The 12072-nt window shown below is 70.7% G+C and carries 13 protein-coding genes; 6 read left to right on the top strand and 7 right to left on the bottom strand.

Annotated features, from left to right (window positions below):
* The first annotated feature begins 112 nt into the window (after positions 1-112).
* Complete coding sequence (locus ACO2Q3_RS06465) at positions 113-694, top strand: arsinothricin resistance N-acetyltransferase ArsN1 family B (protein WP_423305741.1); 582 nt, start codon at positions 113-115, stop codon at positions 692-694.
* A 3-nt stretch (positions 695-697) separates the two neighbouring features.
* On the opposite strand, the gene ACO2Q3_RS06460 is transcribed toward ACO2Q3_RS06465, so the two are convergent.
* The 3 genes from ACO2Q3_RS06460 to ACO2Q3_RS06450 form a co-directional block, all read right to left on the bottom strand.
* On the bottom strand, positions 698-1243 hold the full coding sequence (locus ACO2Q3_RS06460) for a hypothetical protein (protein WP_423305740.1): 546 nt from the start codon (positions 1241-1243) through the stop codon (positions 698-700).
* Positions 1244-1245: 2 nt separating this feature from the next.
* On the bottom strand, positions 1246-2085 hold the full coding sequence (locus ACO2Q3_RS06455; protein WP_423305739.1) for an SPFH domain-containing protein: 840 nt from the start codon (positions 2083-2085) through the stop codon (positions 1246-1248).
* Positions 2086-2203: 118 nt separating this feature from the next.
* A complete protein-coding gene (locus ACO2Q3_RS06450; RefSeq protein WP_423305738.1) occupies positions 2204-3187 on the bottom strand; it encodes a glycosyltransferase family 2 protein in 984 nt (327 codons plus the stop codon).
* Between the two features lie 113 nt (positions 3188-3300).
* Here ACO2Q3_RS06450 and ACO2Q3_RS06445 point away from each other — a divergent pair, with 113 nt between their 5' ends.
* The 3 genes from ACO2Q3_RS06445 to ACO2Q3_RS06435 all read left to right on the top strand — a co-directional run bounded on the left by ACO2Q3_RS06445 (position 3301) and on the right by ACO2Q3_RS06435 (position 6715).
* The gene (locus tag ACO2Q3_RS06445; protein WP_423305737.1) at positions 3301-3852 is read left to right on the top strand and encodes a MarR family winged helix-turn-helix transcriptional regulator; all 552 of its coding nucleotides are present in this window, start codon (positions 3301-3303) and stop codon (positions 3850-3852) included.
* 98 nt (positions 3853-3950) lie between these two features.
* The gene (locus ACO2Q3_RS06440; protein WP_423305736.1) at positions 3951-5492 is read left to right on the top strand and encodes a DUF1800 domain-containing protein; all 1542 of its coding nucleotides are present in this window, start codon (positions 3951-3953) and stop codon (positions 5490-5492) included.
* Between the two features lie 17 nt (positions 5493-5509).
* Positions 5510-6715 (top strand): DUF1501 domain-containing protein, encoded by a 1206-nt coding sequence (locus ACO2Q3_RS06435; protein WP_423305735.1) that lies wholly within the window; start codon positions 5510-5512, stop codon positions 6713-6715.
* Positions 6716-6923: 208 nt separating this feature from the next.
* On the opposite strand, the gene ACO2Q3_RS06430 is transcribed toward ACO2Q3_RS06435, so the two are convergent.
* Entirely contained in the window at positions 6924-7541 is a 618-nt protein-coding gene (locus ACO2Q3_RS06430; protein WP_423305734.1) for a ParB-like protein, read from the bottom strand.
* A gap of 74 nt (positions 7542-7615) precedes the next feature.
* Between ACO2Q3_RS06430 and ACO2Q3_RS06425 the strand changes: the two genes are divergently transcribed.
* On the top strand, positions 7616-8416 hold the full coding sequence (locus tag ACO2Q3_RS06425; protein WP_423305733.1) for a transporter: 801 nt from the start codon (positions 7616-7618) through the stop codon (positions 8414-8416).
* 5 nt (positions 8417-8421) lie between these two features.
* On the opposite strand, the gene ACO2Q3_RS06420 is transcribed toward ACO2Q3_RS06425, so the two are convergent.
* Both ACO2Q3_RS06420 and ACO2Q3_RS06415 read right to left on the bottom strand, forming a co-directional pair.
* Positions 8422-8814: a GFA family protein gene (locus tag ACO2Q3_RS06420; RefSeq protein ID WP_423305732.1), complete on the bottom strand. Its 393-nt coding sequence runs from the start codon at positions 8812-8814 to the stop codon at positions 8422-8424.
* A gap of 15 nt (positions 8815-8829) precedes the next feature.
* The gene (locus tag ACO2Q3_RS06415; protein ID WP_423305731.1) at positions 8830-9636 is read right to left on the bottom strand and encodes an SDR family oxidoreductase; all 807 of its coding nucleotides are present in this window, start codon (positions 9634-9636) and stop codon (positions 8830-8832) included.
* Positions 9637-9818: 182 nt separating this feature from the next.
* Between ACO2Q3_RS06415 and ACO2Q3_RS06410 the strand changes: the two genes are divergently transcribed.
* Complete coding sequence (locus tag ACO2Q3_RS06410) at positions 9819-10061, top strand: hypothetical protein (RefSeq protein WP_423305730.1); 243 nt, start codon at positions 9819-9821, stop codon at positions 10059-10061.
* A gap of 7 nt (positions 10062-10068) precedes the next feature.
* Here ACO2Q3_RS06410 and ACO2Q3_RS06405 read toward each other — a convergent pair whose 3' ends face one another.
* The gene (locus tag ACO2Q3_RS06405) at positions 10069-12066 is read right to left on the bottom strand and encodes a sulfotransferase (RefSeq protein ID WP_423305729.1); all 1998 of its coding nucleotides are present in this window, start codon (positions 12064-12066) and stop codon (positions 10069-10071) included.
* Between the last annotated feature and the right edge of the window lie 6 nt (positions 12067-12072).

Below are 12072 nucleotides of genomic sequence, written 5' to 3'. Positions count from 1 at the left end.
CTGACCGCGGCGCTTGGCGGGCGCCGCCCGATGGTGTCATCTCGCTGCGGCTTCGACCTTGTCGCCGAGGCCGCCAGCGCCACCGCAAACCTGAATACGCAAAGGGGCCGGGATGGGTGAACCGAGGCTGCGCGTCGCCACGCTGGCCGACGCGCCGGCGATCGCCGACATCTATGGGCACTATGTGCGCAACACCGCGATCTCGTTCGAGCTGGAGCCGCCGGACGCCGAGACAATGCGCGGCCGCCTCGCCGACGTGCTGAGCGGCCACCCCTGGCTGGTGGCCGACCAGGCGGGCGAGGTGATCGGCTATGCCTATGCCGGCGGCCACCGGCCCAAGGCGCGCGCCGCCTACGCCTGGTCCGTCGACACCACCATCTACCTGTGCCATGGCCTGCAGCGGCGCGGCCTGGGGCGCAGGCTGTACCGCGCCCTGCTCGAGGTCGTCCGCCGGCAGGGCTTCTATCGAGCCTACGGTGGCATCGCCTTGCCCAACGACGCCAGCGTCGGCCTGCACGAGGCGATGGGGTTTTCGCCGATCGGGGTCTATCGCGGGGTGGGCTACAAGCTGGGCGCCTGGCGCGACGTCGGCTGGTGGGGCCTGGATCTGACCCCGCTGCCCGCCATGCCGCAGCCCCCGGCGCCGTTCGACGCCGCGGCGACGACGGCCTGGCTCCAAGCCTCCGTGACCTGAGCGCTAGGCGACCAGAGCGGCCCGGCGCTCCAGCGTCTCGCGGATCGCCGCCAGGCCGGCCTTGAGTTCGGCGGTGTTCGCCAGCACCCAGGCGCCGTCCCTGCCGGCCACCAGGCTGCGCAGCAGCTCGCCCTGGCCGATCAGCTGTTCGTCCGCCGCCAGCAGGCGCTGCAGGGTGTCGGCCTCGTTGCGGTAGCGCTGGGTCATGCGGTCGTTCTCAGGGACCGGCTGCGACGCCAGGCGGCTCTTCAGGCGTCCGACGTCGCCGACGAGCGCCTCAAGGGCCCTGGCCCCGGCGACCGCTCCGGGATCCGGCAGCGGCTGGGCGCGCGAGGGCGGCGGCAGCTTCTCGCGCCGCCAGCCGGCCTCGGCCTCGGCCAGGGCGGAGACCGCCGCGGCCAGCAACGCCTCCGCCTGGCGGCGCACCAGCTGGTCGTCGGCGCGCAGCTGGTTTTCCACGCGGTAGAAGTTGTAGCCCCAGCCGTAGAACAGGTTGATCGCCAGATGGCGCAGGGCGCCCGCGTCGTAGAAAGCGCCCTGATCGGCCATCCTCAGCTCCCTGACTGCATTCCGGTCTCGGCGCCCACCGGATAGAACCCCTGCGGCTGCCCCCCGATCTGGAAGGGCACGCCCGCCGCCGCGTTCGGCGCCGAGACAAGGCCCTTGTCGGCCATCCTCAGCGCCAGATAGTAGCGCACCGCCTCCAGAGGCGTCAGGCCGATGGCCTGCAGCGAGATCAGCTCACGCATGCGCTCGTCCTTGGGCATGATCAGCACCTTCAGGTCGTTCAGCATGATGCCGTAGACCCGCAGGAAGTCGGTCAGGTGAGCCTTCACGGATTCGCGGATCTCGTTGATGTGCTCGTTGATGTTTTCCATCTTGGTGACCTGGACGATCTGGTTGATCGCCTGCTCGATGGCCGGGCCGGCGTAGTCGGCCACCTCGGACACGTCGATCTGGTAGCCGTTGAACGGCAGGTGGGTGATCAGGTCGAGCGCCGCCTCCTTGGAGTCGACGTGGATGTAATAGTCGACCTGATAGGCCATCTCGGCCATCTCGGCGCTGGTGGCCACGCCCTGGCTGCGCACCAGCAGCTTGGAGCGGTTGATGTAGATCACCTCGAACACCCACGGCGAGGCCCCGCCGAAGAAGCCCTGGGCGATGGAGCCCATGATCGGCTTGTCGGGCGTGGTCAGGGCGTACTGGCCGGTCTCGTAGACGTTCAGCACCGCGCCGCGCGACTTCAGCACGCAGAAGTGGTTGCTCTCGACCGTCAGCAGCGATCCGGAGACGATGCTTTCGTCGATGATCTTCACGGCCAGGGTCTTGGTGCCGAGCATGTCCGTGCCGTCGCGTTGCAGCGAGGTGATGACCTGACGGGTGATCGCCATGGGGTGGCGCCTCCAAAGAGCGGGCATGCCCGCGGATGGCGGCGATCTAGACGCCAGAACGTGTCAGGCGTGTTTCACGAAACGGTGTTCTTCGTCTGAACGCGGGACGGCCGCGCCTCTATTCCGAGGCGCGCCAGTTCAGATAGGCCAGCCGCCGGGTCTCCAGCCGCCCCCGGGCGGTGGAATCCAGGATCACGCCGCAGCAGAAGGTCAGCAGCGCCATGATCATCAGGCCGGTGCACAGCACCGCGGTGGGCAGGCGCGGCACCAGGCCGGTGTGCAGGTAGGTGACCGCCAACGGCCAGGCGAGCACGACCGCCAGCAGCGCCATCGCCGCGCCGATGCAGCCGAAGAAGAAGGCCGGCTTTTCCTGGCGCAGCAGGTTGAGCATGGTGCGCAGGATGCGCGAGCCGTCGCGGAAGGTGCGCAGCTTGCTGGCCGAGCCCTCGGGCCGGGCCTTGTAGCTGGTGCGCACCTCGCCGAACGGCAGCGACAGGGTGACGATGTGCACCGCCATCTCGGTCTCGATCTCGAAGCCGTCCGACAGGCACGGGAAGGTCTTCACGAACCGCCGCGACATCACCCGGTAGCCGGACAGGGTGTCGCCGAACCGCGCGCCGAAGAAGCGGTTCAGGAAGCCGGTGATCAGGATGTTGCCGAACTCGTGCCCGGCGCGGGAGGTCTCTTCCGACAGGTCGTCTCGCAGGCCGATGACCATGTCGAGGCGCTCGGTGAGCAGCATCTGCACCATCTGCGGGGCCACGGCGGCGTCGTAGGTGTCGTCGCCGTCGACCATGATGAAGACGTCGGCGTCGATGTCGGCGAACATGCGGCGCACCACGTGCCCCTTGCCGGGCCGCGGCTCACGGCGGACCATCGCGCCGGCCGCCGCGGCGACGGCGCCGGTGTCGTCGGTGGAGGCGTTGTCGAACACGTAAACGTCCGCGCTGGGCAGGGCCGCCTTGAAGTCGCGCACCACGGCGGCGATCGCCGCCGCCTCGTTGAGGCAGGGCACCACCACGGCGATGCGGGCGCCGCCGAACGGAGCCTGGACGGCAGGGGTGTCGCGATCGGCCAGGCGATGAACCTTGTCTTGTGGCACGCGGCGTTTCCAGATGGCCCGTCCGCGAGCGTGTACGGACAGGCGGGCCTTTACTACAGATTCCTTGCCGCGCCATTGCGGCCTGCGACCGCTCCCTTTCGCAGCCGCCCGCAATGCTTCACTCTGGGCTGATGGACGACCACGACATCGAGCTGATCGACCGGGACGCCGCCGGCGAGTTCCCATTCGACCCGACCCTGTATGTGTTCCACCTGTCGGTCGCTGTGAACCGCCTGCGCGACAACCAGTTGGAGCGCGAACTGAAGGCCGCCGGCGTCAGCCTGGCGCAGCACCGGGCGCTGACCGTGATCTCGCGTTTCGGCCCCTGCACGATGACCGAGCTGGCCGACAACAGCGCGGTCGACCGCACCACCCTGACCCGAACCGTCGATCAGCTCGTGCGCGAGGGCCACGTCGTCCGCAGCGGCCAGCCGGGCGATCGCCGGCAGGTCGTGCTGAGCCTCACCCCCTCGGGTCGCGGCGCGGCCGCCCTCGCCCGCGACGTCGTCGGCAGGCACAATCGCCGGATCCTCACCGGGGTGCCGAACGACGAGCTGCGCGCGATGGTGCGCGCCCAGCGGACCATCCTGGCCAACCTGGAGCCCGGCCCCGAGCGGCTGGATCACCTCCTGACCCTGGCGCGGAGCGACCCGCCGAAGCGCTGATCCGCGTCGGAACGCAGACCCTGAGAGGGCGTTCAGGGGGCGTTCAGCAGGCGGGCGGCACGATCGCCCGGTCGATCCCCGGCCACGGTTGGAGCGCCATGCCGTCATACCGTCCCCTGCCTCTCCTGCTGATCGCGACCGCCCTGGCGGCGGCGCCCGCCGGTGCATCGGCGGCGGCGCCCCCGCCGCCCGGCATGATCAGCGCCCGCGACCTGGCGTTCCTCAATCGCGTGACCTGGGGCGCGAACCAGGCCGACGCCGAGGCTCTGGTGCGCGACGGCCGCAGCCGCTGGCTGGCGCGCCAGTTGCAGCCGGCCGCCGACGACGCCCTGCCCGCCGCCGCCCAGGCGCAGCTGGACGGCCTGGCGATCAGTCACCTGAAGCTGAAGGACGAGGTCCAGGCGCTGGAGGCGCAGAACAAGGCGGCGAACCAGCTTACCGACCCGGACCAGAAGAAGGCCGCCCAGCAGGCCTACCAGCAGGCGATGAACGACCTGGCCAGGCAGGCCGCCACCCGCGACCTGCTGCGCGACCTCTATGCGCCCGATCAGGTGCGCGAGCAGATGACGTGGTTCTGGTTCAACCACTTCAACGTCCATGCGGCCAAGGCCAACATCCGGGCGATGGTCGGCGACTACGAGGACAGCGCCATCCGCCCCCATGCGCTGGGGCGCTTCCGCGACCTGCTGGAGGCCACGCTGCGCCACCCGGCGATGCTGCGCTACCTCGACAACGCCGACAACGCCGCCGGCCATATCAACGAGAACTACGCCCGCGAGCTGCTGGAGCTGCACACGATGGGCGTCGGCTCCGGCTACAGCCAGAAGGACGTGCAGGAGCTGGCGCGCATCCTTACCGGCGTCGGCATCGATGCGCGCGCCGAAGATCCGAAGGTCCGCCCGCAGATGCAGGACCAGCTGATCCGCGACGGCCTGTTCGAGTTCAATCCCAACCGCCACGACTACGGCGACAAGGTGCTCCTGGGCCACACCATCAAGGGTCGCGGCTTCGCCGAGGTCGAGGAGGCGCTGGACATCATCGCCCGCCAGCCCGCCACCGCCCGCCACGTGTCCGGCCAGATCGCCAGCTACTTCATGGGCGACAACCCGCCGCCGGCGCTCGTCGGCCGCATGGCCGAGACCTTCCAGCACAGCGATGGCGACATCGCCAAGGTGCTGGCGACCCTGTTCCAGTCGCCGGAGTTCAACGCCTCGCTGGGAACCGCCTTCAAGGATCCCGCCCACTATGCGGTCTCCGCCGTGCGGCTGGCCTACAACGACCGGGTGATCCTCAACGCCCAGCCGATCCAGGGCTGGCTGAACCGCATGGCCGAGGGGCTGTACAACCACGAGACTCCGGACGGCTATCCGGTGGCCGCGGCGGCCTGGGACGGGCCGGGACAGATGGCCATGCGCTTCGAGATCGCCCGCCAGATCGGCGCCGGCGCCGCCGGGCTTTTCAAGCCTGACACGCCGGGCGCCACGGAAGCGCCGGCCTTTCCGCAGATCGAGAACGCGCTCTATTTCAACGCCATCGCGCCGACGATGGGGCCGAAGTCCGTGGCGGCGCTGGGCCAGGCGGTCTCGCCGCAGGACTGGAACACCCTGTTCCTGTCGTCGCCCGAGTTCATGCGCCGCTGAAGCGCCGGGAGAGTCCCATGCACCGCCGCCAGTTTCTCGCCGCCGCCACCGCCGCCGTCCCGCTGACCATGGCAGGCCGCCTCTACGCCACGCCGCTGGCGCGCACCCGGGTGCTGGTGGTGTTCCTGCGCGGCGCCTACGACGCAGCCAATGTGGTGATCCCCACGGGCAGCGACTTCTACTACCAGTCGCGCCCCAGCATCGCCGTGCCGCGGCCGAACCCGGCCGATGCAAACGCCGCCCTGCCGCTCGACGCCGACTGGAGCCTGCACCCGGCGCTGAAGGACAGCATCCTGCCGCTGTGGAGCAAGGGCCAGGTGGCGTTCGTGCCGTTCGCCGGTACGGACGACCTCTCGCGCTCGCACTTCGAGACCCAGGACACCATCGAGCTCGGCCAACCTATCCAGGGCAGCCGCAACTACGGCTCGGGCTTCATGAGCCGGCTGGCTTCCGCCCTCTCCGACGGCCGCCAGGCCGCTGGCGTGCAGCCGATCGCCTTCACCGACCAGCTGCCGCTGACCTTCCGCGGCGGGGCGCAGACGCCCAACATGGGCATCGCCAACGTCGGCAAGCCCGGCGTCGACCAGCGGCAGGCCAGGCTGATCCAGTCGATGTACGCCGGCACGCCGCTGGCGGCCTCGGTGGCCGAGGGCTTCAAGGTGCGCGACGAGGTCTATGAGACCGTCTCGGCCGAGATGAAGGCCGCCAACCGCGGCGCCGCCTCGCCCAAGGGCTTCGAGCTGTCGGCCAGGCGCATCGGCCGGCTGATGCAAAGCCAGTTCAACCTGGGCTTCGTCGACGTCGGCGGCTGGGACACGCACGTCAACCAGGGCGGCGCCACCGGCTATCTCGCCGGGAGGCTGGGCGAGCTGGGCCGCGGGCTGGCCGGCTATGCCGACGAGATGGGCCCGGCCTGGAGCGACACGGTGGTGCTGGTGATCTCCGAGTTCGGCCGCACCTTCCGCGAGAACGGCGACCGCGGCACCGACCATGGCCACGGCAGCGCCTACTGGGTGATGGGCGGGGCGGTGAAGGGCGGCCGCATCGCCGGCGAGCAGGTGCGCGTCGAGCAGGCCAGCCTCAACCAGAACCGCGACTATCCTGTGCTCACCGACTACCGCGCCCTGCTGGGCGGGGTGTTCCAGCGGGTCTACGGCCTGGACCAGGCCCGTCTGGCGACCGTGTTCCCGTCAGCGGCGCCGAAGGACCTGCGGCTGGTGTAGCGCGCGCCGCGCGCGTCCCACCGTCATCCCCGGGCGTCAGTCCCGGGGATCCATGAACGCGTGAGAGGCATTCGCGAGCGGCAGCGGAGCGTTGCTGGAGCGGCCGCCGCCCCGTCGTGGCGCGCCCTTCGAAGCGCGCCATTCGTTCTCGCGTGCGCATTGACCCTCGGGACTGACGCCCGAGGGTGACGGTTGAGAGAGAGATGGCCTACCCCGGATCCGGCCCCGACCAGCCCGGCAGGTAGCTGGCGTCCAGGCTTTCGGCCAGCACCAGCGCGCGCTTCAGGGCGCCGCCGGGGTCGGCCTTGAGCCGCTTGAGCGCGATCCGTTCGCGCAGGAAGTCGGCCCACAGGAACTCGGCGAACGGAACCGCGACCTTGGCGTAGCCGCCCGCCCGGCGAAGCGCGCCGGCCAGGCTGCGATAGGGGTCGTCGGCAAGCCGGGCCACGCTCTTCGGCAGGTCGTCGACCGGCCGCAGCCGGCCCTCGGCGTCGTACGGATGGCTCCAGCCCCGGCTGTCCATCACCGCCCAGAACGCGCGCTTCGACAGGCCGGACAGATCGGCCTGGACGCTCACCAGCACGTGCCTCTGTCCCTCGTCGTGCAGCGCACGGGCCAGGTGATGGTGGTCGATCACATAATGGCGCCCCTTGGGCCCGATCACCGTCGGCAGGGTGTGCCGTCCCAGGTAGTCGGCGTCCTGCTCGGCTGCGCGCCGGCCCCATGCCCGGCGTTTCTCGGCCACCTCGCCGAGGCCGACGGTCATCTGGGTGGGCCGCAGGGCGGCGATCGGCAGCGGGTGCATGACGGGTTCGATATTGCGCATGGCCGGCCTCAGGCTGCGGAAAGGATTGCGGACTATACCGCCGGGGTCGACGGTCGGATGTCACGGAGGAATCGATGCGCCGCGCCCTGCCCCCGCTGCTGATCTGCGCCCTGGCCCTGCTGGGCCCGATGCGCGCCCTGGCGGACGACGCCATCTGCACCGACCGGCCCACCAAGTCGACCGGCCCATGCGCCGCGCCGCAAGGTCATCTGCAGGTCGAGGCGGACCTGTTCGACGAGACCTACGGCCGGGAGGGCGGGGTCACCGCCACCACCCAGATCTTCGCCAGCCCGACCCTGAAGTACGGCATCGCCCGCAACCTCGACCTCGAGCTGAACTTCACGCCGTATGAGCGCCAGTCGGTGCGCAGCGCCGGCGTCACCAGCACGACCTCGGGCTTCGGCGACCTGTACTTCAAGGCCAAGGCCGACCTGCTGGCCGGCAAGGGGGCGTTCGATATCGGCCTTGCCCCCTACATCAAGGCGCCGACCGCCAGCCACAATCTCGGCAACGGCGCCGTGGAGGCCGGACTGATCGTGCCGATGGTCTACAACCTGCCGGACAACTGGTCGGTCACCGTCGATCCGGAGATCGACGCCCTGGAGAACGGCGCCGGCGACGGCCATCACGCCAACGCCGCCGCCCTGGTCAGCGTCGGCAAGGGGGTCGGCGGCGGGGTGACCCTCTCCGGCGAGCTGTGGTCCGACGTCAACTGGGACCCGGCCGGCCGGGTGACCCAGGTCTCCTTCGATATCGGCGCGGCCTGGATCCCGGCCAGCCGCAGCGACATCCAGCTGGACGGCGGCTTCAACTTCGGCCTCAACCGCCAGACGCCGGACGTGCAGGGCTACGTCGGCCTCTCCAAGCGGTTCTAGCGCCGTCAGTCCTCCGAGCGGTCCTGCGGGTCGCGGTCGCCCGCGTACCGCCGGCTCACGGGAAAGGGCGGCAGCCACGCCTCCCGGCGCACGGTCCACAGCTCGTAGGTCGGCGTGAACTGGTCCGTCTGGTCCAGCGCGCCGAGGTTCACCTCAACCTCGTCGCCGCTGCGCCCGAACACCGATCCGCCGCAGCGCGGGCAGAAATGCCGCCCCGCATACTCGCGGGTCTCGCCGTCGACCGTCACCGCCGCCGCGGGGAAGATCGCCGAGGCGTGGAACAGCGCCCCGTGGTGCTTGCGGCAGTCAAGGCAGTGGCACACGCCGACGCGATAGGGCCGGCCCGCGGCGACGAAGCGTACGTCCCCGCACAGGCAGCCGCCGGCGAAACGCTCCATGCGCCCGCCCCCCGGCTAGAAGCCGTCGGGGATGGCGCTGCCCCCCGCGTCGCCCAGCTCCGAGCCACCATCCACGTTCATGATCGTGCCAGTGATGTACTTGGCGCTCTCGGTGGACAGGAAGATCGCCGCCTCGGCGATGTCGGTCTTGGTCCCATAGTCGCGCAGGGCGATGCGGGCCTTGATCCGCTGCTCGGCCTCGTCCGACGGCGCCAGCCGGCGCATGCCTTCGGTATCCTCGATCGGTCCCGGCGAGATCGCGTTCACCCGCACGCCCGCCGGCCCCCATTCCATGGCCAGGCACTTGGTCAGCATGTTGATGCCGGCCTTGGCGGCGCAGACGTGGGCCTGGTACATCGAGGGCCGCGCCCCCTGCCCCGCCGTGATCGAGATCAGCGACGCGCCCGGCCGGTTCAGGAACTGGTAGCTGGCGCGCAGCACGTTGAAGGTGCCGATCAGGTCGATGTCGACCACGGTCTTGAAGCCGTTGGCGCTCATGCCCAGGGCCGGCGCCACGAAGTTGCCCGCCGCGCCCGAGAGCACGATGTCGAACTTGCCCAGTTTGCCTTCGGCCTGGCGCATGGCCTCTTCCACCGCCGCATAGTCGCGCACGTCCGCCGCCATGCCGATGGCCTCGAAGCCCTCGTCGGTGATGGTCCGGGCCGCGGCCTCGATCTTCTCCGCGCTGCGGCTGATCAGGGCCACCTTGGCCCCGGCGCGGGCGAACGCCTGGGCGACGCCCAGGTTGATGCCGCTGGAGGCGCCGGCCACGAACGCCGTCTTGCCCGCCAGAATCCCGTCCTTCAGTCCACTGCCCGCCATGGTCCAGGTTCCCTTCCTTGAGCAGACGGCCTTGTCGCCGCCCTGTCTTCGATCAAGGCTTAGGCGCCTGACGCGGCGGCGCGCAACGGCGCGATCACCAACTTGCGTGCGGCGGCCGGCGCAAGGTGTGGTATAGCTCGTGAAAATCCCCGGACCACACCGTCACGGGAGAGACTTAGGTGATGGAACTGGACGTCCTGGCCTTCGGCGAAAGCCTGATCGCCCACATCCCCGCCCTGCGGCGGGAAGCCGAACATCTGACGGCCGAGCCCGAGGCCGCCCGCCGGCTGGTGCGCGCCACCGTGGCCAAGGCCTGGCGCGGACGCCCGGCCCGCACCCAGGGCGACATGCGCGGCTGGCTCGGCGATCTGCTGCGCCAGGAACATTCGATCCTGATCCACGAACCGCGCAGCTTCCAGGCCTGACGGCGCTTCAGCCGCGCCAGGCCTCCAGCGCCGGGCCGAGGGCCGCCTTGAGGGGCTCCAGCCACGGCTCGTACCGCTTCCACTGCTCCAGCCCCTCGCGGAAGATCGGCCGCCGCACCTGCTCGGAACTGACCGTGCGCACCGCGCGGTCGTTCTCGTAAAAGGTCAGGCACCCCGGTTCGAACGGCAGGCCGCAATAGTCCAGCAGCCGGCGGATCTGCCCCTCGGTGTCCTCGACCAGGTCCTCGTAGATCACCCGGTGGACGCGTCCGGGCGCCACCCGGTCGAAGTGCGCCATAAGGTCCACATAGTCGCGGTAGTAGCGGCCCACATCGGTCAGGTCGTAGCTGAAGTCGTGCCCCTCGGCGAAGTGTTGCTTGAAGGCCGAGAAGCACGACGCCATCGGATGGCGGCGCACGTCGATGATCTTCGCGCCCGGCAGGATCAGGCTGATCAGCCCCACATGCTGGAAGTTGTTGGGCATCTTGTCGATGAAATGCGCCCGCCCCAGCCGGCGGTAGACCGCCGTTCCGTCCAGATAGCGCTGGCCGAGCGCCTGCAGCGCCTCGGGGCCGAGGTCCGTAGCGCCCGCGGGATAGCGCGCCGCGCGACGCCGCGCCTCCACGTCCAGGTCGTAGGCGATGTGACCGATGTCGGGCAGCTCCATGGTGCCCTCCATCGCCGAGTGGCTGGCGAGGATCTGCTCCACCAGGGTCGAACCGGCCCGCGGCAGGCCCAGGATGAAGATGGGCGCCGTGGACGGATGGCCTGCGCCCGCCCGCGCCGCCAGCGCCTGGGCGGTGAAGGTCGCCTGCAGTCGTCGGGTGAGCGCCGTGGTCTCGTCGGCGCTGTACGGATACTGCGCCCGCCGCAGGGCCGCCCCCTCGGCATAGCTGGCGAACGAGGTCTCGGCGTCGCCGGCGTCCTCCATCGCCTTGCCGCGCGCGAACAGCAGGTGCAGCCGGTCCTCGGCGCCCAGCTCCGGCCGGCGCAGCTGGGCGGCCATCGCCTGAACCTCGTCGCCGGAGAAGCTGGCGACCTTCAGGTTGGCCAGGCTCCAGTAGGCGTCGCCCAGGCCGGGGGCCAGGGCGATGCAGCGCTTGTAGGCGGCGATGGCCTCGTCCTGCCGGCCGATGGTGCGCAGGGCGTGGCCGTAGTTCAGCCAGATGCGCGGCTGGCTCGGATAGTCGCGCAGCAGGCCCTCGTAGAGGGCGCCGGCCCGCTCGTAGTCGCCCATCTGGCTCAGGCAGGCGGCCAGCAGGTTGCGGCTGGCCGCGTCGGCCGGATCGCGCGCCAGCAGCTGCTCCAGGTGCGGGGCGGCCTGCGGCGCCTTCTGCCGCTGGAACAGGATCTGCGCATAGGTGAAGCGCGCGCCGTGGAAATCGGGGGCCAGTTCCAGGCACCGCGCGAGAACCTGCTCGGCGTCGCCACGCCGCGACTGGCGCACGAAGATGTCGGCCAGCAGGGCGATCGCCTCCGGGTCCGTCGGGTTGGCCCGCAGGTGCGCCTGCACGGCGCGCTCGGCGTCGTTCGTCCGTCCCGCGAACAGCGCCTGCGCCACCCCCTTGAGCCGCGGGTCCCGCACCGAGGCGCGGCTGAAGTTGGCGAAGGCGGCTTCCGAGCCGGGCGTATCCCCCGCCAGGAACAGCAGGTCGCCCAGCGCCTTCCAGGCCTCGGCCAGCTCGGCGTCGAGCGACACGGCTTGGCGAAGGGCGGCGATCCCGTCGGCGTTGCGGCCGATGGCGGCCAGGCACAGGCCCAGTTCGTAGCGCGTGCGGGCGGCCCGAGGGAACGCCGACGCCAGGCGCTCAAGCGGCGCCAGGGCGCCTTGCGCGTCGCCCTGCCGGCGGCGCGCCGAGGCCAGGATCAGCATCGCCCTGGGATCGGTGGGCGCCTGCGCCAGCACGCTGCGGGCGGCCCGCTCGGCGCCGGGGGGGTCGGTGGCCAGCAGGGCGGCCGCCCGGTCGATCACGGCGTTCAGGGCGCCCGGGGGCGGTCCAACCATACGCTC

The organism is Caulobacter sp. KR2-114, from assembly GCF_049446115.1.
In the GTDB taxonomy this organism is placed as follows: Bacteria; Pseudomonadota; Alphaproteobacteria; order Caulobacterales; family Caulobacteraceae; genus Acaudatibacter.
Note: the sequence above shows the minus strand (reverse complement) of the source record. Positions and strands in the feature narration are given on the sequence as shown.

Bases quoted from the DNA above. Each gene is read 5' to 3' on its own strand.
- ACO2Q3_RS06465 (WP_423305741.1), top strand. From the start codon at position 113: ATGGGTGAACCGAGGCTGCGCGTCGCCACGCTGGCCGACGCGCCGGCG.
- ACO2Q3_RS06460 (WP_423305740.1), bottom strand. From the start codon at position 1,243: ATGGCCGATCAGGGCGCTTTCTACGACGCGGGCGCCCTGCGCCATCTG.
- ACO2Q3_RS06455 (WP_423305739.1), bottom strand. From the start codon at position 2,085: ATGGCGATCACCCGTCAGGTCATCACCTCGCTGCAACGCGACGGCACG.
- ACO2Q3_RS06445 (WP_423305737.1), top strand. From the start codon at position 3,301: ATGCTTCACTCTGGGCTGATGGACGACCACGACATCGAGCTGATCGAC.
- ACO2Q3_RS06440 (WP_423305736.1), top strand. From the start codon at position 3,951: ATGCCGTCATACCGTCCCCTGCCTCTCCTGCTGATCGCGACCGCCCTG.
- ACO2Q3_RS06435 (WP_423305735.1), top strand. From the start codon at position 5,510: ATGCACCGCCGCCAGTTTCTCGCCGCCGCCACCGCCGCCGTCCCGCTG.
- ACO2Q3_RS06430 (WP_423305734.1), bottom strand. From the start codon at position 7,541: ATGCGCAATATCGAACCCGTCATGCACCCGCTGCCGATCGCCGCCCTG.
- ACO2Q3_RS06425 (WP_423305733.1), top strand. From the start codon at position 7,616: ATGCGCCGCGCCCTGCCCCCGCTGCTGATCTGCGCCCTGGCCCTGCTG.
- ACO2Q3_RS06420 (WP_423305732.1), bottom strand. From the start codon at position 8,814: ATGGAGCGTTTCGCCGGCGGCTGCCTGTGCGGGGACGTACGCTTCGTC.
- ACO2Q3_RS06415 (WP_423305731.1), bottom strand. From the start codon at position 9,636: ATGGCGGGCAGTGGACTGAAGGACGGGATTCTGGCGGGCAAGACGGCG.
- ACO2Q3_RS06410 (WP_423305730.1), top strand. From the start codon at position 9,819: ATGGAACTGGACGTCCTGGCCTTCGGCGAAAGCCTGATCGCCCACATC.
- ACO2Q3_RS06405 (WP_423305729.1), bottom strand. From the start codon at position 12,066: ATGGTTGGACCGCCCCCGGGCGCCCTGAACGCCGTGATCGACCGGGCG.